Genomic DNA, 22,048 nt, shown 5'->3' on the forward strand with positions numbered 1-22,048 from the left:
ATGGCTGCTATCCTTCCCCAGAAATGTCAGGCCGCGCAACCTCACGCGGCGCTGAATTCATCTCAAATTAACCTCTCACGCCGAGATAGCCGTGGATCGCCATATAGATCCCCACCGCGCCGATTAGAACGCTGGAAAAGTAGGGGGCCCGGCGGGCGAGCGTGTTAAAACCACTCCAGCGTTTAGCCACCTGGCGAACGCTTACCGCCGCGCCAACGCCGACGGTGACCAGCGTCAGCGCCAGGCCGATGCTGAAAGAGAGGACCAGCGTCGCACCTAAGGTCAGGGCTTTGAGCTGGATGCAGATAAGCAGTACGGTGATCGCCGCCGGGCAGGGGATCAATCCGCCGGTCAGGCCGAACAGTAAGATCTGCCAGTTAGTGACCTCCCGTCCGTCGAAACGACGTTGAATATCGTTCGCATGGGCCCGCTCGTGGGCGTCCTGATAGGCCTGACTTCCTTCCTCAAGGCCGTCCAGTTCATGATGATGATGTTCATGAAACGCTAGATCATAATCGTGGGTATGGCGCTGGTGGCCGAGCGTCAGGCGGACGTTAAAGTCATGCGGTTCCGGGATGGTCTGCGCGGATTCTAAATAATCCCCTCTATCAACAAAGGAGAACATCTGCGCGAAGCTGCTCCCGCTGCGCCGTGTCGCCAGTGAGACATCGCCAGCCGCCCATCGGTTGCCACTTAGCGTGCGTATGCGCCAGCGCGGCGGTTGTTCTTCTTCGAAGATAGAAAGCGCGATTTTACCGTGGCCGGTGTCGACGATCTGCGTTTCATCATCATGATGATGCGTATCCCGATCCTGCATGGCCTGCAGCCAGTTACGTTCACCGCGCCAGGTGCGCCAGAACATCCATATTGCGGTACCGAGAATGATGAACGCTGAAACCAGCTGCAGCCAGGGTTCAGCCGCTTCGGCGGTGAATTTCTGGCTAAAATACATGCCGCCAAAGGCGATCAGCCAGACGATGGCGGTATGCGAAAGGGTCGCGGCGAGGCCCAGCATTACCGCCTGACGTACCGTGCCTTTAATGGCGATGATGAATGCCGCCATCATGGTCTTTGAATGGCCTGGCTCCAGGCCGTGTAGCGCGCCTAACAGAATGGCGCTGGGAATGAAAAACCAGGCATTGCCCTGCTGAAGTAACGGTAAGAATTCGTTCATAAGAAGAGAGTAGGTTGTCGTTGGTGAACGGGATTCTACTCCCCCCCAGTATAAGATACTACCCCCCAGTAGATTACAAACCTATAATTGAGGCATTGAGTTCGCTAGTGAGGTTAACGTGTCGCATACGATTCGGGATAAAAAGAAGCTGCAGGCCAGAGCCAGCAAGATTGAAGGGCAGGTGAGCGCGCTGAAAAAGATGCTGGATGAGCCGCACGAATGCGCCGCCGTGCTGCAGCAAATTGCCGCTATTCGCGGAGCGGTAAACGGGCTAATGCGTGAAGTGATCAAGGGCCATCTGACGGAACATATCGTTCATGAAGGCGATGAAGTGAAACGTGAAGAAGATTTGGACGTGGTGCTGAAGGTGCTGGATTCCTATATCAAATAGCGGCCACGAAGAGTACCGGCGGCGACAGACGCGCCGCCGGCTTCAGCATTAGCTGTGTTTGTTTTTCATCTCAAAACGCGGTGATACCAGGCCGTACAGCGTCCATCCCATAAAGGTCACGATCGCGCCGTAGAGCATCGCCTCTTCGCCGGAGGAGTACAGGGCATAGAAGCTGTACACCGCGCCGATAAAGGCTATCACGTTGGTGGAACGCGCTTTGCCGGGATCGACCTTGGCCATTTTCTGGATAATCGCCAGCGCGGCCATCGACAGAATGTAAGGGATGATGTTAGTCACCACCGCCAGGTTAACCAGCACGTTGAACTGATTGCTCAACGACGGGCTAATGGTCATCAGCGACAAGCCGGTTTGCAGGATAACGATGGTTAACATCCCCTGAATCGGCGCGCCGGAAGCCGAGACGCGGGAGAAGATTTTCGGGAAGTAGCCTTCGTCAGACGATGATTTAAAGACCTGCGCGATGGTGAACTGCCAGCCGAGCAGCGAACCGCAGCAGGACATCACCATCAGCCCCATAATCACTTTCCCTACGCCAGGCGTGAACATCTGGGCAAACGCCAGGCCAAACGGCGCCGTGGAGTTAGCCAGATCCATGTTCGGCACGATCCCGGCGATGACGTTGGTCGAAACGATATAGATAACCGCCGCGCCGAGGGTACCGCCGAGTACGGCGATCGGCACGTTACGTTCCGGGTTTTCGACCACATCGGTGTTGGCGCAAGCGGATTCCAGACCGAGGAAGGCCCACAGCGTCATGGCGATTGACGAACCAACGGCGCCGAAGAACGGTACGTGGTGCGGGTTCCAGGACTCGACGTACATCGTCGGGCTAAACCAGAACCAGCCGATAACGCACAGGCCGACAACCGGAATGATGACCCCCCATACGGTGATGCTACTGATCTGGCCGGTAATGCGTGCGCCGCCGAAGTTGGCTACGGTACAGATCCACAGCACCCCGATAGTCGCCAGGCCAATCTGCACCGGCGACAGGGTGGCGCCGAACAGCTCGGTGCCGTAACCCACCGCGGAGATAGCGATGGCGACGTTGGCGATCAGCAGCGAGACGCCATAGGTATAGTTGGCCATAAAGTTGCCAGACTTGCCGAACGCGTACTCGGCGTAACCGCCCATCCCGCCTGATTTACGGCTAAACATCCCGCATTTGGCGAAGGCCCACGCCAGCGCCATCGATCCTACCGCCGTCACCAGCCAGGAGATGATGGAGATAGTCCCCACCTCCGCCAGCTTGGTGGGCAGCATGATGATACCGGAGCCCATCATGTTGACCATGGTTAAGATGGTGAGCTGTACCACTCCCATCTTGTTACTGGATTTGCTCATACAGTTTCCCCTTTCAGCAGCGCGCTTTGTTTCTCGCTTTCCGCGATGACATAGCACCAGACCTGTTTACGGCCATCGTGCTCCTGGATATAAACCCCCTGCAGTTCCGGCGCGAAGCCCGGCAGCAGGTTGATCCCTTCTTCCAGAGCGGTGAAGTACTGCAGCACCGCGCCGCCCCAGACTTCGCCCGGGACTACGCACAGCACTCCCGGCGGGTAAGGCAGGGCGCCTTCCGCGGCCACGCGGCCTTCGGCTTGCGGCAACGGCACCAGATCGACCTGGCCGCGCAGATAGGCGTAGTTAGCCTCTTGCGGGTTCATCACCACGCGCGGGAAGTGATCTTTACGGAACATCTCTTTTTGCAGCTGTTTGACGTTGTGGCGGGCATACAGGTCATGCATTTCCTGGCACAGCTGGCGCAGGGTATAACCGGCATAACGCTCTTTGTGCTGGCTGTAGATAGACGGCAGAACCTCCTGTAGCGGCGCATCGGCGTCGAGCAGCTTATCGAAGCGCGCCAGCAGGGCGACCAGCTGCTGCAGTTTGGCCATATCTTCCGCCGGGGTCAGCAGGAACAGAATGGAGTTAAGGTCGCATTTTTCCGGTACCACGCCGTTTTCACGCAGGAAGTTGGCGAGAATGGTGGCCGGTACGCCGAAGGCGTCATATTCGCCGCTGGCGGTATTGATACCCGGCGTGGTCAGCAGGAGTTTGCACGGATCGACGAAGTACTGATGCTCGGCATAACCGTCAAAGGCATGCCAGCGTTCGCCTGGACCAAACTCGAAGAAGCGCAGGTCAACGGCGATTTGCGCGGTTTCATATGACTGCCACGGTTTGCCATCGACCATTTTGGGTACGAACGGACGGATGTGCTTGCAGCTTTCAAGGATCAGCTTACGCGCCTTGATACCGTTCATGACGCAGTCCATCCACATGTTGCGGCCGCTCTCGCCTTCATGCATTTTGGCGTTGATATCCAGCGCGGCAAACAGCGGATAGAACGGGCTGGTGGAGGCGTGCATCATAAAGGCGTTATTCAGACGCTTGTGCGGAACATAGCGCTGTTGACCTTTGATATGGCTGTCTTTTTTATGGATTTGCGAGGTCTGGGAGAAACCGGCCTGCTGTTTGTGCACCGACTGGGTCACCAGAATGCCCGGATCGTTTTCATTCAGCTCCAGCAGCAGCGGCGAACAATCAGCCATCATCGGAATGAACTGTTCATAGCCGACCCACGCGGAGTCAAACAGGATGTAATCGCACAGATGACCAATTTTATCGACTACCTGACGAGCGTTATAAATGGTGCCGTCGTAGGTACCTAACTGGATCACCGCCAGGCGGAACGGACGGGCATCCTGTTTCCGATTCGGCGCCACTTCCCCAACCAGCTCGCGCAGATAGCGTTCTTCGAAACAGTGGGCGTCGATACCGCCGATAAAACCGTACGGGTTACGCGCGGTTTCCAGATAGACCGGTGTCGCCCCGGCCTGCAGCAGCGCGCCGTGGTGGTTGGATTTATGGTTGTTACGGTCGAACAGTACCAGGTCGCCCGGGGTCAGCAGCGCGTTGAGCACCACTTTATTAGAAGAGGAGGTGCCGTTGAGCACGAAATAGGTCTTATCGGCATTAAAGACTTTTGCCGCATGCTGCTGGGCAATGCATGGCGCCCCTTCGTGGATCAGCAGGTCGCCCATGGCGACGTCGGCGTTGCACAGGTCGGAGCGGAACAGCGTCTCGCCGAAATACTCGACGAACTGATTACCGGCCGGGTGACGACGGAAGAATTCGCCGCCCTGATGCCCCGGGCAGTCAAAAGCGCTGTTGCCCTGTTTGACGTAATCGACCAGCGCGCTAAAAAATGGCGGACGCAGCTCGGTTTCATATTTATGCGCAGCGGCTTCCAGCTGGCGGCCGTAGAAGTCGTTGCGGGTTTCGTCGTGTTCAAATACCCCCTGCACCGAAGCCATATACTCGGCCGGGACAACCTCTTCTTTATTAATAGCGATAAATACCGGGATGTTATAGCCAGTGGCCTTTAACTCATCGAGTTTACCGCATTCGATATCTTCCAGAGTTAATACTACCGCGGCCACATCAATAAAGTTGGTTTCGCTAGTATTGACAATATTACGCTGGGTAGAAAAACAGTTTGGACATGTACGGCTAACGGCAATTTTTAAATCAGTCATTGTTATCTCTTTATTTTCAGATAATAGCAGGCCCTCAATTTCTCAAATGAGAAATTGATTACGCCGGACAAAAGGTAATAGTCTGCCGCTGATATAATAAATATCAGTAGAGTACCTTTTGAGATGCAATAAACCCTACCAGTCCGGTGGCTGGTAAATAGCAGGATTTATTAGGGCGAGCGCGGTTAGCTACAGGCGAGTGCCTGTATTAACAACAAAAGATGCAGGAAGACCTGTATGCTGAAGCGCCCGTAGTCGGAAGACTACCGGGCATTAAAGAAATGAAAATCGAAGCTGTTACGGTGAGCAAACATCATAATATGCGTTGTCCGCCTTATGTGTGGCATCATCCTGTTATTGTTTTCCATGATATACACCTTTCAAATGATTGACTGAAGGTATGGCATATTCTATATCCGGCTTAGACTTAATCTGTGACGCCGATCACTAATAGCCTCTCATTATGATATCAATGGCTGGTATTTTGATCTTATCCAACATTATTCACTGGTTTGTTGCCTTTGTGTAAATATATTGTGTTGCAATGTGGTTAAAAAGAATAATGACCGGTTAATCATTGCGTTATTTCAGCCATATGACGGAATTATGTCGTATACTCGGGACTTTCTGACTTCTACCCTCTTAACATTATGTTTATTAAGGATTAAGAGGTTCCTGTAGTACGAAAAAATGCTGTCAATCATTATCCCTTTGTTGCCAACATAAAATCTGGGAAAAGAGAGCCTGGTCGAGTTTTCATCTAAAAGATATCGCCCAGGGGCTAGACAAAACCACCATCTGGTTATCAAATGGTTAAATAAAATTAACGCCTGTGTGAACTATAGGCAGGTAGAAAAAATGGTCAATACGCTTTTCGGCATGACTAAGCGCTAAGATCGCCTTATTGGGAGAAGTTATGCATTCCTCTGTTAACAAAAATGAAAGCCGGACCTTCTTTGGTCACCCTTACCCTCTGGGTTCATTGTTCTTCACCGAAATGTGGGAGCGATTCTCGTTTTATGGCATTCGTCCGTTACTGATCCTGTTCATGGCGGCCACCGTCTATGACGGCGGTATGGGCTTAGCCCGTGAGAACGCGTCGGCCATCGTCGGCATCTTCGCGGGCGCCATGTATCTGGCGGCGCTGCCGGGCGGCTGGTTGGCGGACAACTGGCTCGGCCAGCAGAAAGCGGTGTGGTACGGCTCGATTCTGATCGCGCTGGGCCATCTGTCGATTGCGCTGTCAGCGTTTATGGGCAACAACCTGTTCTTTATTGGGCTGATGTTTATCGTGCTCGGTTCCGGCCTGTTTAAAACCTGTATCTCGGTGATGGTCGGTACGCTGTATAAGAAAGGCGATAGCCGTCGCGATGGCGGTTTCTCGCTGTTCTATATGGGTATCAATATGGGATCGTTTATCGCGCCGCTGATTTCCGGCTGGCTGATTAAATCCCACGGCTGGCACTGGGGCTTCGGCATCGGTGGTATCGGTATGCTGGTGGCGCTGGTGATTTTCCGCCTTTTCGCGGTCCCGGCGATGAAACGCTACGACAGCGAAGTGGGTCTCGACTCTACCTGGAATAGTCCTGTCGCGAAGAAAAACGGCGTTGGCGCCTGGCTGCTGGCGCTGGCGGTCGGCGTGGCGGTGGTGATTACGCTGATTGCTCAAGGGGTGATAGTCATTAACCCGGTGGCGGTCGCTAGCATGCTGGTGTACGTGATTGCCGCGTCGGTGGTGCTCTATTTCATCTACCTGTTTGTTTTTGCGGGTCTCAACCGTAAAGAGCGCGCGCGTCTGCTGGTCTGCTTTATTCTGCTGGTTTCCGCCGCCTTCTTCTGGTCAGCCTTCGAGCAGAAACCGACTTCGTTTAACCTGTTTGCTAACGACTACACTAACCGCATGATCGGCGATTTCGAAATCCCGGCGGTGTGGTTCCAGTCGATTAACGCCCTGTTTATCATCCTGCTGGCGCCGGTATTTAGCTGGGCGTGGCCGGCAATGGCGCGTAAAAACGTGCGTCCGAGCAGCATTACCAAGTTTGTTATCGGGATTCTGTGCGCGGCGGCGGGCTTCGGCCTGATGATGCTGGCGGCGCAGAACGTGCTGAGCAACGGCGGCGCCGGCGTATCGCCGCTGTGGCTGGTGGGCAGCATTCTGATGCTGACGCTGGGCGAACTGTGTCTGAGCCCAATCGGCCTGGCGACCATGACTCTGCTGGCGCCGGAAAGAATGCGCGGCCAGATGATGGGGCTGTGGTTCTGTGCCAGCGCGCTGGGTAACCTGGCGGCGGGCCTGATTGGCGGCCACGTGAAGGCCGACCAACTGGATATGCTGCCGGATCTGTTTGCCCGCTGCTCGACGGCGCTGCTGATCTGCGCCGCGGTATTGTGCGTGCTGATTGTGCCGGTGCGCCGTATGCTGGAGAACAGCAAATCCGCAGAGCAAAAACCGGCGACCAATGCCTGATTGCGCAAGCGGTCAATGAAAAGCCGGCGCTGAGCGCCGGCTTTTTTATTGTAAGCAAAGTATGGAAACGGTAGCCCGGATAAGGCGTAAGCCGCATCCGGGGATTTCCCTGCTTGCGCTGCGCTTAGCAGGGCTACGGTTCTGCGAAACCCACCGCCGGGGGCCTTCATCAGAACGGTAGCCCGGATAAGGCGTAAGCCGCTATCCGGGGATTTCCCTGCTCGCGCTGCGCTTAGCAGGGCTACGGTTCTGCGAAACCCACCGCCGCTGGCCTTCATCAGAAAGGTAGCCCGGATAAGGCGTAAGCCGCTATCCGGGGATTTCCCTGCTTGCGCTGCGCTTAGCAGGGCTACGATTCTGCGCAACCCACACCTGGGGGCCTTCATCAGAACGGTAGCCCGGATAAGGCGTAAGCCGCATCCGGGGATTTCCCTGCTTGCGCTGTGCTTAGCAGGGCTACGGTTCTGCGCAACCCTCCGCCGCTGGCCTTCATCAGAACGGTAGCCCGGATAAGGCGTAAGCCGCTATCCGGGGATTTCCCTGCTTGCGCTGCGCTTAGCAGGGCTACGGTTCTACGGAATCCACCGCCGGGCCGCGGTAATCGCCGCCGAGGGCTTTAATCAACGTGATATCGGTGCTAAGACGCTGGGCCTGGATATCCAGCAATAACAGCTGCTGGGCGATGGCCGGTCGCCGCGCTTCTTGTGCGGCATAGCGGCTTAACAGGCCGCGCTGGTGATGGGCGCTGGCGCTGCGGGTGGTGGCCATCGCCGCCGTCACCTTCAGCTCCTGCAGCGCCACCTGCTGGTTGAGATCGTTAAGCTGACTGGAGCTTATCGCCACATCCCGCACCGCATCCAGCACCGCCTGGTTGTACTGCTTAATCAGGATATTGCTCGCCGTACGTACCGACTTCAGATTGGCGTTCAGGCGTCCGCCATCGAATATCGGCAGATACAGCCCCGGCAGCAGGTTAATCTGCTGGAAGGACGACTTAAACAGATCGCCGACGCTCAGCGCGTTATATCCCCAGAAGGCTTTAAGATCAAAATGCGGATAAAAGGCCGCTTTCGCCGCATCTACCTGGCTCATTGAGGCGGTTACATAACCGCGCAGGGCCTGCAGATCCGGGCGACGCGCCAGCAATTCGAAGGAGAGTGAATCCGGCAGCGTTTCCTGCAACGCCGGCAGGGCGACCGGGTGGATCTCCGGCATACTCTGCGCGTCGGCGCCAATCAGCGCCCGCAACGTTTCGCGGTACTGGGTTAGCGTGCCGCGGGCGGTAATCACCTGCTGCTGCGCGCCCAGCAGTTCCGCCTGCGCATTGGCGATATCGACGCTATCCTCCACGCCGCGCTGGGTGCGGTGTTCATGCGCCTGCACCGACAACCGGGCAATTTCTTCTAGCTGCTGCAGCAGAACTATCTTCTGGAAGGTGGCCTGCATGGCGAAGTACAGCTGCGCCACGCTGCTGGCAAGGTCCAGTTCGATACCGGCGGTTTCCGCCTGGCGAGCGTTCTTTTCGCCAATAGCTGCCGCGACGCGGGCCCGGTCGGCGCCCCATAAATCGATATTCAGCGTCGCGCCGACGCCCACGGTATTGAGCGTGTACCACGGGCCGTTTTTATCCACCGGCAGAGAATAGGAGTAGGGCCAGCTAAAGGATTTATCGGTTATACGCATCCGGTTCTGCGCCGCCACGGCGGTCGCCTGCACGCCCATTGCCGACTGCGCCAGCTCGACGGTGGATTGTGACTGTGAGATGCGCAGCCGCGCCGCCTGCATGGTCGGCGAATTTTGCAGCGCGCGGTTTACCAGCATGTTGAGCTGGGGATCGTGATACCCCTCCCACCAGCGGGCCGCCGGCCAGCCGCTATTCGCCAGGTGGATCACCTGTGCCAGCTGCGCCTGTTGCGGATTAACGATCGGCACTTCGCCAGGATCGTCCTGAATCAGCGCGCATCCCGTTAACAGGCTGATGGCGAAGGCCAGCGGTGAGTAGCGCAGAAAACGTGCTGCGGCGTCCATTTTTATCATGACGGTTCTGCCTGTCGCGTAAATTCAGAAGGTTTGTCTGACCAGTCCGGCAGGGTGGTCAGTAAAGCCGCCAGCGGTTCGCCGAACGGATTAGCCGGATCGACAACCAGCGGCGCAACGGGTGTCGTCGGCTGTTGACGTTCAATATCATCGGCATACGTCTGTAACTGTTCGGCGCAGCGGCTTAAGAAGGGGTCTCCCGGCGCGGCATACAGCCGGTAGCCCTCGCTCAGGCGTACTATCTCCTGCGCCTGCTGCCAGGTGGCTTTGCTCGGCCAGGATTTCGCCTGCGGCCACGGATGCGCAAAAGTGCCCAGCGGCTCGGCGGCGACCCGATGCATCAGCGTTTCGCTGGTGGTCAGCGCCTGGAACAGCGGCACCATCTGCGGCTTATCATCTTTCGCGCGCAGGAAGTCGGCTATCTGGCGATAAAGTTGCGCCAGCCGCGATTTCAGCTGCGGCGCTTCGCTATCCGGCCACAGGTAAAGATGGACGATCGATGAGACCAGTACGCCGAGCAAAATACCGATGACCCGGTCGCGCAGTTCGGTCAGGTTGGTCAGTGGACCAAACCAGCTGAGGAATGCCAGCGAGAAGGTAAAGCCGATTTGGATCCCGGCGTAGGCAATACGCTCTGACCCGGCGGCAATCCACGCCGAGAGCGCCATTACCGGCAGAACCATCGCCAGCAGGCCGACGATAGACTCGGTCCACGGTTGTACAAAGACGATCAACAATAGCGCCAGCAGCGTAGCGAGCAGCGCGCCGCCGATACGCAGCCAGGTTTTTTGCATCGTCGCTCCCAGCCCCGGCTGGGCGACAATCACGCAGCTCAGCATAATGGTGTGGATGCCCTGCCAGTCGGCGGCGGTATAGAAGACGTAGCACAGCAGCGTCGCCAGCAGGGTTTTCAGGGCGAAATGCAAATAAGCGGGATTGCGCCAGGCATCCGGCAGCAGCAGCGGCGACTTCTCGGCTTCGCCCTGCGGCAGGTCGATGCTTTCACCGCTCGCCAGCTTCGCCAGCACATCCGCCATCTCTTGTAAAATCAGCGTATTGGCGCCGCGATCATCAATGGCCGGCGCGGAGAATGAAAACGGCGTACCCTCGTTCATCGACGGTGCCAGCGCCTGTAGCGCGGCGGCGATCTGCTGGCGCGACGCGGCGTGGTCATCGCCCGGTTGCAGCAGCGCCGCGAGGTGATAGCAGCGCAGGGTGGCCGCCATCAGCGCCTGCCAGCGCGGCGGAGCGGCGGCAATTTCCGGCGCCGCAAAGCGCGCCTGCTTAAACAATCCTTGCAACTGATTAAAACGCCCGGCGATCTCTTTGAAGGTCGGCGGCGCGGCGTTCTGCGTCAGTACGTCGGCGACCTGCCGCTGCATCACCACCAGCTGAGCGCGGAATTGATAGCCGGGAAAGGCCTGGCGAAAGCAGGCGTTGACCAGGAGCGTGACCAGCGTTGCGGTATTGATCGCCACCCAAAGCCACAGCAGCAGGCGCACCAGAACTTCACTTTGGCTGGTCATCGACGGGAAGGTCTGGGCATAAATCACCGCCAGCGCCACCACGAAAAACGCCAGCCCGAGTTTGCCCAGCACGCGCATCAGATACATCGCGCCAAAGAACAGGCATACCGAAGCGACCAGGCGAATCAGCGGGAAATCATAGGTCCACTTGATGATCAGCAGCACCAGACCCAGCGCCACGCTGATGGTGACAAAAAACAGGACGCTGCCCAGCTTAATCATCAGGATGTTCGGCTGACTGACGTAAAACACCACGATCAGCGCCACGGCGAGAAACGGGATCTGCAGGGTCATAAACAGGGTGATCAGCACCGCGCAGCTCAGCGTCAGGCGCAGGGTATAGTTGGCCCGCCCCGGCGCGTCGGCGAGCTCCCGTTGCAGAAACAACCAGAAATTATGCATGCCGGACCCTTATTTCGCCTGCAGCACGGCGCTGGCGGAGGCGCCCATACGGAACAGTTCCGGGTCGGGATTTTTCACCGCGATTTTGACCGGGAAGCGCTGCGACACATGTACCCAGTTGATGCTCTTCTGAATTACCGGCAGCCCGCCAATGACGCTACCGCCCTCCGGCAGTACGCCTGAACCAACGGAATCGACGACGCCGTCAAAGGGGCGGCTGTGGTTAGTCATCACCGTCACGGTTGCCGGCACGCCCGGCCGAACGTTTTGCAGATCGGTTTCGCGGAAGTTCGCAATCACATACCAGTGGTCGTTATCCAGCAGCGTGAAGACCGGTTTCAAGGCGGAAGCATATTGTCCGACGGTGGTTTTCAGGGCGATGACTACGCCGTTGAACGGCGCACGGACTTCGGTGAACTCCAGGTGCAGTTCCGCCAGGGCGATTTGCGCGACGATCCCGGCGCGCTGCGCGACCATCGCATCGACGCCGGTGACCGCGGCATCAGCCTGTTTGGCCTGCAGCAGCGTGGCTTCCAGTTCGGCGCGGGCGGCTTTTTCCGCTGTGCGCGCCTGATCGAGATCCTCCTGCGCGGCGAATCCCTGCGGCACCAGCGGTTCCAGGCGGATACGGGTCGAGGTGGTCTGTTTCACCAGCGCCTTCGCCCGCTCTACCGCGGCGCTCACCGACTGAGCGTTATACTGCTGGGCTTTAATGGTGCGCTGGGTCAGCATAATCTGCGCATCAAGCGCCGCCAGCCGTGATTTGGCATCCTCCAGCATCGCCTGATAGGGGCGCGGATCGATGCGGAACAGCAGATCGCCTTTCTGCACCCGCTGATTATCGCGGATCGGCATCTCAACGATTCGCCCGCTGACTTCCGGCACCACGTCGATGGTGTCGGCGTAGACGTAGGCGTCGTTGGTTTCCGGCGAAGTCTGTAACTGCCAGATAACTACGATCAGCGCCACAATGGCGGCGAGGATGAGAGCCAACAAGGGCCATTTTTTCCGTAAAACGCTTGGGCTGGATTGAGTCATAGGTATTTAATGTGCGAAAAGAAGAAACCACAGAATAGTGGCAAATAGAAACATTAACGCCAGGTAACTTAATACCAGCGGGGAAAAGCGCGCTTGCCAGCCTTTACGGGCAATCAGGATATGGCAAGGGATCAGCAGTAATGCGCCGCCTAAAAAGCAGAAGAACCAGCCGGGAAATGCTGCGCCTAATACCGGTATGGCGGGGGATAAAGAGCAACCGGAGACCGCCAAAAGAAGTAATAACAATGCCGGGCGCGCCCGTTTTACAATTTGCTTCAAAGGAAGATACCTGAATGTTCATGCCATTGAACAATTGAGTTTATTCGTTGCAAATCAAATAAACCCTCAATACACCGCCTAAATTATAGCGCTGATGGTTTGCTTAGCCGAGTTATGGTTATCCTCTGATAATAGTTTAATTTCGCGTAGGTATTAAAAAGTCGCTTTATCATTAGCGAAATAATTGAAATAGGGCGTTTCTCATTTCTCCATAGTCAGCGGCTATGCCGCGAGCTATTCTTAGGTAAGTACAATAAAAATACCGAGGCAATGTCATGGATAAGGAACTACTGGAAGCGGGCTACCGGGCCTATACCGGCGAGAAGATAGATGTCTATTTCAATACCGATATCTGTCAGCACTCGGGTAACTGCGTGCGCGGCAGCGCGAAGCTGTTCAATCTGAAACGTAAACCGTGGATCATCCCCGATCAGGTGGATGTGGCGACGGTGGTAAAAGTGATCGATACCTGTCCCAGCGGCGCATTGAAGTATCGCCACAAATAAGCGAGGAAATGATGGAAATTCTGGAAGGTCACAACAAGTTCTACGTGAATGACGCCGAGGGAAACCAGGTGGCGGAAATTGTCTTTGTTCCAACCGGTGAACATCTGAGCATTATTGAGCATACCGATGTCGATCCCAGCCTGAAAGGCCAGGGCGTCGGTAAACAGCTGGTCGCGAAAGTGGTCGAGAAAATGCGCCAGGAACAGCGCAAAATCATTCCGCTGTGCCCGTTTGCCAAACACGAATTCGATAACACCCGCGAGTACGACGATATTCGCGCCTGAAATACGGCGCCAGCTGTGGCTGGCGCTGCTCCGCGATTTACCCGGCTAACCGGCAGGTGGCATGATCCGGTAAAAATCGCTGAATGATCTCTCCCAGATGTTCGCGAGTGACCGGCGGTGAGAACAGATACCCCTGGAAACGATCGACCCCCAGCGCTTTTAGCTGATTAAATTTCTCCAGACTATCCACTCCCTCGGCGATGCAGCGGCTCTGCGTCAGCTGGCAGTAGTAGACCAGGCTTTTAATCAGCACCAGCGCGTGCGGGTCGCGCTGAAAATCATTGACGATACTCATATCCAGCTTGTAGCCGCTAAAACGCGCCGTGCGCACAGGGAACATGACGCTGCTGTGCGAGAAGCAGTCGTCGAGAAAGATGCGAAAGCCCTGCTGCTGAATATTGCTCATATTCGCCACCGCTTTTCCTTGCTGCTGTAAATCAACGGTTTCAGCAAATTCCAGCACCAGTCGGTCGGCCCACAGTGGGGTCTGTAGCTGTTGCCAGGCGGTTTCCATCATGCGGGCAAGATTATCGTGATGGGCAATGCAGGGAGGGATATTGACCGAAAAATAGAACTCGCCCTGATAGCGATTGATATTCTGCACCGCTTCCTGCAGGACAAAGGCGGTCAGTAATAGCCAGGCGTATTCGGAGCGGATATGCGGGAGAAACTCGCCCGGCGGCAATACCACGCCATCTTTGCGCCAGCGCGATAATATCTCGATGCCCTGCAGGCGTAAGCGGTCATCAACAATCGGCTGAAAGACCGGAAAGATCTGCCGGCTGTGAATGGCGTGGATAAACTCACGTTCGAAGGGGGTCAGCGCGGTCATGCCCTGACCAGCTACGCGTTTGCTTCGGCTGCCCGGAAACCGGCTCGCCAGATGCGGATGATACTCCACCATCTTGTTTAGTCCTGAGGTTCTTTGGTTGTAGAGCGTTTTCTGACTGACGCCGCGGATCTGCGCCTGACTGGTGATGCTGTGGCCATACAGCAGGGCGAGGGTGGCGTTAAGTTCGATTTTGCTTAAGCCCGACGGCGGTTTGCCGCGCGCCAGCGCCTCGATGGCCGAAAGCTGTTGCAGGCCGGGGTAGCCGACCAGGCCGCCTTTCAACAATGCCGCCAGACGGCGGCACGGTAGATCGGAGGAGATTGCCTGCACGGCGGCCAGCAGGCGGCGGTCGCCAACCTGGTGCAGTAAGGTTTGCCACAGCCACGGCGCCGGACTGCGGCTTAAGATCACCATGGGCAAAGGTCGTTTGGCCTGGGTGAGTAACCAGGCGGCTTCGCGCAGGACGAACAGTAGCCACCAGGGATCGTCGGGCAGAAAAACCACAATTTGCCGGACGTCGGCTGGCGCAGATATCGACAGCATGCTCTGCACCCGCGGCTGTAGCCACACCGGATGGCGGCAACCGTCGTCGACCATTCGGGCTAATCCCGCCGCCGCCATGGCGCAGGGCGACAGGATGTAATCCGTTGTCGCCTGCGGGGTATCGGCTTTACTGGTAGACAAACGTCACCCCAATAATCGACTGGACGTTACCCGCCGTCACCTGACCGCTGGTGCGCGCATAGGTAGCGGTCAGACCGAGATTAACCGGTGAAGTGCCGACCGTTCCCAATGAAACATTGCTGTTGGCCGGAACGACGCTACCGTTGCGCGTCATCTGGACGCCAATACCCTGCGCCGGCGAAGCGGAAGCGGTATTGGTGAAAATGGAGTTGGCGCTATCGGCGGTGGTGCCGGAAAGGTAATAGCCAAGATTCTGGTTCTGCGCGCAGTGGACGGTGACCGGCACCGCCATTGAGCCCGGATAATCGGGTAACGTCACGGTCACATCGCGGGCGGAGACATCGCAACCGCCGGTCGGCACAACGACGTCGTTATTGGCGTAAATATTCCACACGAACTGGAAGGAGTCGCTGTTGTAGTTGTTGGTTTGATGCAGGATCAACACGGCAATCAGCGATCCGGCGGTAATCGCCACCCCGCCCGCAGTGCTGACCGGAGTCAGATAGAGTACGGTCGGCCAGGGTTTATCGGTAGTCGAATCGTAGATCACCCGCGAAGTTTCCGTGGTGGTCGGGAACGGATAAGAGGTACCGTTATATTTTACGGTACCGGAAAAGCTCGACAGCACGCCGCCGTAGGCGGATCCGCGCTGTAGCGTCACATAGTCGGTAATCCTTTGCGGATAGTCATTATGACAAAAAATCTGCGTCGACAGGTCAACCACCAGGTTTTGTCCAACGTTCACTGCTGGCGTCAGGTTGACATATACGTTGGCCGAGCCGCCGCCTATAGGAATAGTTGCGCCGGCTGCGGTTTTGCAGGCGAAGGACCAGGCGTTAATCGACCAGCCCATCAGCAGCAGGGTGGTAAACAGAGCGATAACTTTTCTCATAAACAAACTCTCCTGACTCAGGCGTAGGTATAGGTGACGCTAATCACCGCCTGAATGGTTCCCTGGGTGGCGCCGCCGTTAACCGACAGGGCCCGGACCTGCAGCGGAAAACGCGCCGACTGCGAGCTATCGTCGACCTGAACCGACTTTTGCGCCCCGTTATTGAGCGTGGTGCCGCTGTCGTCCTGTAGTTCGAGCTGGATGTTGCCCGCGGTACCCTGATTCTTGTAATAACCGGTGCTATCCGCGGTGCCGCTAAAGGTGGCGACGACGCGCGATGTACCGACCGGACAATTGCTTAAATCCAGCGCGGTGCTGTGCCACGCTGAAGCGGAACCTGCCGACACCAGGCTGAAGGTATATAGATCGCCGAGGTCAACATTGGCGTTGGTGGTGGAGACCGTACACGGCTTGGCCACCACTTTGCCGTTCACCGTGATGGTGATGTCGGCGGCCTGTAGCGGGGTAATGTTTAACGCCAGCGCGCCTGCCAGAAGCCATCCTGCGTAGTGTGCTTTCATCTCAGCCTCCGGTTACTGGAATTCAAGGGTAAAGGTGGCGGTGGCATAGACGTGACCGGCGGTCACCGGTACGCGGGTTGCCATCAGCCTGGCGTAAAAACCGAGGGTGTTGGTCTGCCCCGGCGTTAAGGTGGTCCAGGCGAGCGACGAAGAGGGCGCGTTGACCGGCAGCATCGTCTGCTGGCCGTTGAGGATCTGCACCGCCATGCCCGCCGCCGCGGAGGCGCCGCCGTCGATTTTTAACAGGTCGTTATTGTCGCTATCCGGAGTGCCGTTAAAGCCGACTTTTACCGCCGTCACCGAGCTGCCGCAGGGCGACAGCACGATGCGAAACGGCACCAGCGGCGTGGTTGCGCCGACGGCGTTAAACTGCTTCGCGGCGTTATCCATCAGATCGACGGTAAACTCTTTCGATTCGGTGGCGACCGCGCAGGCGTTGTCGCGCACGTAGCCGCTGATGGTGATGGTGCTATCGGCCGCAAAGGCGTTGGCGCAGACCAGCGTCAGGACGGCACCGAACAGGTTAAGTGGTTTTTTCATCATCATGCGTTCCTTAACGGCACTCTGCCGATAGCTGGCTCAGCGCCTGTCGCTGACTCTCTTCCGGCAGGCGATAGCTGGCCACGCAGCTGGCGTTCGCGCCTTCGCCCCATTTCACCTGCACGCTGCCGGCGAGCGGCATCCCGCTCAGGTAGACCTGGCCGTTATCGGCCACGATACTGCCGCTCTGATTGCTGCCCGAGGTGACCATCGCGCCAAACGGCACCGGTTTGCCGTTATGGGTCAGCGTCATCAGTAACTTGACCCCGACGTGGGCTTTGAAGTCCGCCCGCACGATAGCGCCGTGAGTAGGGACGACGCTGACCACCGCGTCATCGAGATCGACGTTATCGGCAAGCGTATTGGTATCCAGCGCGACACGATTTTCGCGATATTCGGTGGCGTAAGGCAGTACCGCATAGCCGCGCCAGTCGGTACGCACCCCGGTCTGGTTTTCCACTTTTACGTTGTCGGCGCCCGGCGCTTTCACCAGCACCACCGTGTCATTCAGCGGCTGGCTCAGGGTCACGCCGTTGGCATGGGCCAATACGCCGCCGCTGACGCCGTAGTACAGCTGTTTAAAGCCGTCGCTGCGGCTGTAGCCGACGTTGGCGTTGCCGTAGCCGCCGCGGTAGTTCAGCGCCGCGTAGCCGGTGCCGCTGCTATCGCCTTCGCCGCCGCTGGCATAGCCGGTCTGCACGCTATAGCTCAGGTTATTGTCTTCCAGCAGGGTGCCGTAAAGTCCCGCCAGATTGGTCATCCGGCCATTAAGATCGTGCGACATGCTGTAGCTGGCGCTGGCGTGCCGCCATACCGATTTGCTGTCGGAACGCAGCCAGTGGCTGAACGGAATATTGACGTTGACCGCCAGCATCTGGTCGCGGCCCTGCTGCCAGGCGTTTTTGGTCAGGCTGTAGCTCAGCGTCCAGTTGATGTCGTCCACCGCCGCGTTGAGCCCGGCCTGCAGCTGCTGGTCCGCCTTGCCGGTCGACCAGTAGGTCTGATGACTGCCGCTCAGATAGAGCGTGGCGGTACGCCCCAACTGTTGGGTCACGCTCAGTTGCACTTTGCCGCGCTTGTTATAGGCGAGGTTGTAGTAATCGGTGAATTTCGGCTTCACCTGGATCACGCCATCCTGGGTCTGTACGTCGTAACCGCTCATCCGGCGGTAGGTAGTATCGGCAAAGCTGTAATAACCTTTAGTGGAGTAGCGATAGCCCACCAGTTGGATATTGGTGCCGACATCGCTCAGCGACTTGTTATAGAGGAAGCGAATCGACTGCCCCTGGTGATCGCTGTCGTCGGGCAGGGTGGCGTTAGCCTGGGTGACATCCAGCGAGACGGCGCCGAAATCGCCCATGTTTTTCCCCACGCCGAGATTAAAGGCGCGGTAGCGGTCGGCGAGCTGAGTGCCGCCATATAGGGTCCAGCCCGCAGGCAGGCCGTGTAACACGGTACTCTGAAAGAACTTCGGCTCTTCCTGCTGATCGTTGCCGCTGCGGTATTCTCCGGCGGTCAGCGCGTACCGGGTATGCCCTTCGCGCTGTAGTACCGGCACCGTTGACCACGGCACGCTAAAGACCTGGCTGGTGCCGTCGTTTTCTTTAATCGTCACCTGCAGATCGCCGCCGTTGCCTGCGGCATACAGATCGTTAATGGTGAACGGGCCAGGCGGAACCGTGCTCTGGTAAATCTCATAACCGTTTTGTTTGATCGACACCTGCGCGGTGCCGCGGGCGATACCGTGGATCACCGGCGCAAAGCCCTTCTGGCTATCCGGCAGCATGTTGTCATCGCTCGCCAGCTGGGCGCCGCGGAAGTTAATGCCGTCGAAAACATCGCCGTTGGTGTAGCTGTCGCCGAGGGTCAGGCGCGAGCGCAGCGGCGTGATGTCGCGCTCAAGCCAGGTATTAACATGCTGCCATTTATTCTCATTGCTGGAACTGCTGCCGCCGCTGCTGTAGCTCCACGTGGTGTTATCACGTAGTCGCCAGGCGCCGAGATTAAGGCCGCTTTGTAGGTTTAAATAGGCGTAATTGCTGCTGCCGCCGGTATCGTTATGGACGTTGTTGCCGGTGAAGTTATAGTTCAGCAGCCCGGCGTTGATGCCGTCATCCCACATTTCTGGCGGAATATAGCCGCGCGCGCGGTTGCCCATAAAAGCCTGCGGCACGGTGAGGTACAGGCGCTGCTGGCCGACATCGAAGCGCGTCGTGGCATCAGTGATAAGTTCGGTCAGCGGCACGCAGGCGTCGGCGGCGAGGGCGCTCATCCCGTTCACCGCCGCGGTATTGACCCCCATGCCCGCCAGTTGGCCGCGGGTCAGGCACGGGCTTAACCCATGGCCTTTTTCGCCGCGGTTAAAAGTGACATCGCGAGTGGTCATAAAGCCGTCGTTAAGGTAAATATCGACGCGGTAGGTGCCGGGCGGCACCTCTTGCCCGTTTTCGAAACCGGAAAGATCGGCCACCGCCGCAGGGTCGTCAGCTAAAAAACGCGGGTTAAAATAGAGTTCAGCCTGCGCGTAGCCCGCCTGCAGGACAAAACAGAGCGCCACGGGGAGTTTCGCCATGGCCAAAATAGCGCGTGGGTGGAGCCTCGCGCTGCGGGAACCAAAACGGTCCTGTCCATATTTGAGATGTGACATAGTCCCTCCGGTCTCAATTCGCCCGGCTGTCAGTTCTTATTGTTATGCGCGGTTTGGCCCGCCCGGCGGGCCAAACCTGTATTAACGCAGCACGCCAGTCATTTTTGGGGTCAGCGCGCCGTAATCATTAATCGTGCGATAAGTAATGTTGCTACCGGCATCCGGCGGCAGCTTGACGGAGGTTTTACCCATTGGCGGCACCAGCGCGTTTTCCAGCACCCGGGTGCCGGCGTTAAGTTCGGTGACGGTCAGGTAATAAGGGGTAGGGTTAGTCAACGTTAACGACGAACCGCTGCGGCTAAAGCTCAGTTTTTCCGCCGCCTGATCCGGCGGTAGCGCCAGCTTCGCCGGGCGGTAATAGAGCTTGATGCGGCTGATAATCGCCAGCTGCAGGGTGTTGTCGCTCAGTTTGGATTTATCCATCGACGGGATGGCTTTCACGTTAATCCAGAACAGGCTTTCGCGATCCTGCGGCAGTTGTTTATTGGTGGCGTCAATGATGCGCAGGGTATTCTCTTTTTTGCCCTGCATGGCGAACAGCGGCGGCGTAATCACGAAGCGGCCATCTTTGCCGCCGTCGGCGTTTTCCACCCACGACTGAATCAGATAGGTGCTGCTGTCATCATTATTGGTCACCCCTAACTGCACCTGTTTTTGCCCGGCCGGATAGATAACCCGCGTGGCGCCGAGCGCAACGCCGGCCTGAGCCCAGGCGGAGTAACCGCTTGCGGCTATCATCAATAATCCCGCCAGTAGTCCGCGCGTCATCCCCAGTCTCTTTTTCACGTTTACCCCTTTTGTACTCACCGTTGTTTCCTGTTTCCGGCATATCTGCTGGTTAATTACTGATAGGTCAGAGAGAACCAAACTTGCGCGTTTGCCGCTCCCCCGGTGACCTGATTGCCGGTCGCCCGATATTTGGCTACAAAATGCAGCGTGGTGGGGCCGGTATACAGCCGCCGCCAGGCGCCCGGCGGGCTATTCAGCGGAATCAATTGATCTTCGTTATCAAATAACGCGATGCCGACGCCGGTGGCGATACCCGGTCCTTCGCCAACCGAGAGCACATCCGGATTTTTGCCATCGGCCACGCCGCGAAAAGACACGCCGACATGCTGGCTGACTGCGGTGCTGCAATCCTGAAGGTGAATATCGAATGGCACCGGGTTGGCATCTTCCCCGGCTGAATGAAAGCGATTACTGCTGATCTGCCCCATATTGACGGTCATCTGCTGGTCGCCGGCTTCAACACGGCAGGACTCAGCGATGATGACGCCCTGAAAACGCATGTTTCCCCCAGCCACCGTGACGTTCCAGTGGTTGCCGGCCAGCGCCAGCGGCGGAAACAGAAACATCAGCAGACCTGTCTTCACTCCTTGCATCGTTATCACCCCAATCCCGTAGTGGATAACGGGCCATCCTGGCCCGGAATGCTTCCCTGTCTGATGTTTGAATTACTCGTATTGCACTTTGAAGGTGGCGTCTGCGTTAGCAGTACCGGCAGTAGCCGCGCCAGTGGCGTAGTAACGCGCCTGGAAAGGAATGATGTTGGTGCCGTCGTTCAGCGTGGTGGCCGCGCTGAAGGTAGCGCCATCCAGGCCCAGCGGAGTGCCGGTTTTGTCGAGGATCTGTACGCCGACGTTGGTCGCGCCGCCAGCAGCGGAGCTCTGCAGAGCCAGAACGCTGGTGTTGGTGCTATCAACCGCGGTACCAGAGAAAGCGACAGAGGCTTTAGTGGCAACAGTGGTATCACAGTCGTCTAACTGAATGTTGAAACCTACAGCGGAGCTGGTGCTGCCCGCGGTAGCCAGTTTTGCCGAACGAACCTGGCCTAACTGAACGGTCTGGTCGATAGAACCGGCATCGACTGCACAGGCTGCGTTGACGATTTCTCCTTTAAAATGCACTGTTCCGCCATTTACCGTGGTGGTATCGGCCAGGGCCGCCGCGGAGCTCAGGGACAGAGCCGACAGGACAACGATTGCCAGTGTTTTGATTTTCATGCTGTTTTCCTTTAAACAAAATCGATATTACGAACCAAAAATGGCAGTCGTCTTGCCTTCCAGGCATTCCATAAATCAGCCGAATGGTGCGACTGCCGGTTCTGCACAGTTTTCGCCCCACTGATGAGTCAATTGGGGCCATTTTGACTCATCGGGATTTATGGCTTTTATTTTGTTAATGCTGATATATTTTTGGATTTATATACTGATAACTATTTATTTTATGGATTTAATAACTGCTTATCTGCCGGGCATGGAAAAACGG

20 protein-coding genes are annotated in these 22,048 nt (G+C 57.1%); 4 read left to right on the forward strand and 16 right to left on the reverse strand.

The genetic code is table 11. From position 1 onward, the window contains the following. Positions 1-67: 67 nt before the first annotated feature. A complete protein-coding gene (locus tag KGA69_RS10645) occupies positions 68-1,174 on the reverse strand; it encodes a nickel/cobalt efflux protein RcnA (RefSeq protein WP_045391929.1) in 1,107 nt (368 codons plus the stop codon). A gap of 118 nt (positions 1,175-1,292) precedes the next feature. Between KGA69_RS10645 and rcnR the strand changes: the two genes are divergently transcribed. Beyond that, the gene (rcnR, locus tag KGA69_RS10650; protein ID WP_015369853.1) at positions 1,293-1,565 is read left to right on the forward strand and encodes a Ni(II)/Co(II)-binding transcriptional repressor RcnR; all 273 of its coding nucleotides are present in this window, start codon (positions 1,293-1,295) and stop codon (positions 1,563-1,565) included. Positions 1,566-1,613: 48 nt separating this feature from the next. Here the strand turns inward: rcnR and potE are convergent, their stop codons facing one another. From potE to speFL, 3 genes are all read right to left on the reverse strand, one after another. Then, the gene (gene potE, locus KGA69_RS10655; RefSeq protein ID WP_045391927.1) at positions 1,614-2,930 is read right to left on the reverse strand and encodes a putrescine-ornithine antiporter; all 1,317 of its coding nucleotides are present in this window, start codon (positions 2,928-2,930) and stop codon (positions 1,614-1,616) included. Then, the gene (gene speF, locus KGA69_RS10660; RefSeq protein ID WP_015369855.1) at positions 2,927-5,125 is read right to left on the reverse strand and encodes an ornithine decarboxylase SpeF; all 2,199 of its coding nucleotides are present in this window, start codon (positions 5,123-5,125) and stop codon (positions 2,927-2,929) included. Before speF ends, potE begins: the two co-directional genes overlap by 4 nt. A gap of 263 nt (positions 5,126-5,388) precedes the next feature. Continuing rightward, positions 5,389-5,493: a leader peptide SpeFL gene (speFL, locus tag KGA69_RS10665; RefSeq protein WP_006819052.1), complete on the reverse strand. Its 105-nt coding sequence runs from the start codon at positions 5,491-5,493 to the stop codon at positions 5,389-5,391. Positions 5,494-6,041: 548 nt separating this feature from the next. On the opposite strand from speFL, the gene KGA69_RS10670 reads away from it, so the two are divergent. Further along, entirely contained in the window at positions 6,042-7,592 is a 1,551-nt protein-coding gene (locus tag KGA69_RS10670; protein ID WP_045391925.1) for a peptide MFS transporter, read from the forward strand. 564 nt (positions 7,593-8,156) lie between these two features. Here the strand turns inward: KGA69_RS10670 and KGA69_RS10675 are convergent. From KGA69_RS10675 to KGA69_RS10690, 4 genes are read right to left on the reverse strand one after another with little or no spacing between them, the layout of a single operon-like run. Then, positions 8,157-9,620 (reverse strand): MdtP family multidrug efflux transporter outer membrane subunit, encoded by a 1,464-nt coding sequence (locus KGA69_RS10675; protein ID WP_411710449.1) that lies wholly within the window; start codon positions 9,618-9,620, stop codon positions 8,157-8,159. Between the two features lie 5 nt (positions 9,621-9,625). Further along, positions 9,626-11,557, reverse strand: a complete 1,932-nt coding sequence (locus KGA69_RS10680) for an FUSC family protein (protein WP_045396552.1) — start codon at positions 11,555-11,557, stop codon at positions 9,626-9,628. A 9-nt stretch (positions 11,558-11,566) separates the two neighbouring features. Next, positions 11,567-12,595, reverse strand: a complete 1,029-nt coding sequence (gene mdtN, locus KGA69_RS10685) for a multidrug transporter subunit MdtN (RefSeq protein ID WP_045396554.1) — start codon at positions 12,593-12,595, stop codon at positions 11,567-11,569. Between the two features lie 6 nt (positions 12,596-12,601). Then, complete coding sequence (locus KGA69_RS10690) at positions 12,602-12,874, reverse strand: YtcA family lipoprotein (RefSeq protein WP_015369860.1); 273 nt, start codon at positions 12,872-12,874, stop codon at positions 12,602-12,604. Positions 12,875-13,149: 275 nt separating this feature from the next. Here KGA69_RS10690 and yjdI point away from each other — a divergent pair, with 275 nt between their 5' ends. Together yjdI and KGA69_RS10700 are read left to right on the forward strand one after the other, a co-directional pair. Then, positions 13,150-13,380 (forward strand): 4Fe-4S mono-cluster protein YjdI, encoded by a 231-nt coding sequence (yjdI, locus tag KGA69_RS10695; protein ID WP_015369861.1) that lies wholly within the window; start codon positions 13,150-13,152, stop codon positions 13,378-13,380. Positions 13,381-13,391: 11 nt separating this feature from the next. Beyond that, the gene (locus KGA69_RS10700) at positions 13,392-13,664 is read left to right on the forward strand and encodes a GNAT family N-acetyltransferase (RefSeq protein WP_015369862.1); all 273 of its coding nucleotides are present in this window, start codon (positions 13,392-13,394) and stop codon (positions 13,662-13,664) included. Positions 13,665-13,701: 37 nt separating this feature from the next. On the opposite strand, the gene KGA69_RS10705 is transcribed toward KGA69_RS10700, so the two are convergent. The 8 genes from KGA69_RS10705 to fimA form a co-directional block, all read right to left on the reverse strand. Further along, complete coding sequence (locus KGA69_RS10705) at positions 13,702-15,180, reverse strand: EAL domain-containing protein (RefSeq protein WP_213293083.1); 1,479 nt, start codon at positions 15,178-15,180, stop codon at positions 13,702-13,704. Then, entirely contained in the window at positions 15,167-16,072 is a 906-nt protein-coding gene (locus KGA69_RS10710) for a fimbrial protein (protein WP_047050819.1), read from the reverse strand. The genes KGA69_RS10705 and KGA69_RS10710 overlap by 14 nt, the downstream gene beginning before the upstream one ends. 17 nt (positions 16,073-16,089) lie before the next feature. Further along, positions 16,090-16,593: a type 1 fimbrial minor subunit FimG gene (locus KGA69_RS10715; protein WP_045396563.1), complete on the reverse strand. Its 504-nt coding sequence runs from the start codon at positions 16,591-16,593 to the stop codon at positions 16,090-16,092. Positions 16,594-16,605: 12 nt separating this feature from the next. Then, complete coding sequence (locus KGA69_RS10720; RefSeq protein WP_171829692.1) at positions 16,606-17,133, reverse strand: type 1 fimbrial adaptor subunit FimF; 528 nt, start codon at positions 17,131-17,133, stop codon at positions 16,606-16,608. 13 nt (positions 17,134-17,146) lie between these two features. After that, positions 17,147-19,705, reverse strand: a complete 2,559-nt coding sequence (locus tag KGA69_RS10725; RefSeq protein ID WP_416234139.1) for a fimbrial biogenesis usher protein — start codon at positions 19,703-19,705, stop codon at positions 17,147-17,149. 156 nt (positions 19,706-19,861) lie between these two features. Then, positions 19,862-20,548 (reverse strand): fimbria/pilus periplasmic chaperone, encoded by a 687-nt coding sequence (locus KGA69_RS10730; protein ID WP_045368437.1) that lies wholly within the window; start codon positions 20,546-20,548, stop codon positions 19,862-19,864. A gap of 74 nt (positions 20,549-20,622) precedes the next feature. Further along, positions 20,623-21,162, reverse strand: a complete 540-nt coding sequence (locus KGA69_RS10735) for a type 1 fimbrial minor subunit FimI (RefSeq protein WP_015369869.1) — start codon at positions 21,160-21,162, stop codon at positions 20,623-20,625. Between the two features lie 72 nt (positions 21,163-21,234). After that, complete coding sequence (gene fimA, locus KGA69_RS10740) at positions 21,235-21,783, reverse strand: type 1 fimbrial major subunit FimA (RefSeq protein ID WP_045373910.1); 549 nt, start codon at positions 21,781-21,783, stop codon at positions 21,235-21,237. Positions 21,784-22,048: the final 265 nt, after the last annotated feature.

The organism is Klebsiella sp. A52 (assembly GCF_018388785.1).
In the GTDB taxonomy this organism is placed as follows: domain Bacteria; phylum Pseudomonadota; class Gammaproteobacteria; order Enterobacterales; family Enterobacteriaceae; genus Klebsiella; species Klebsiella aerogenes.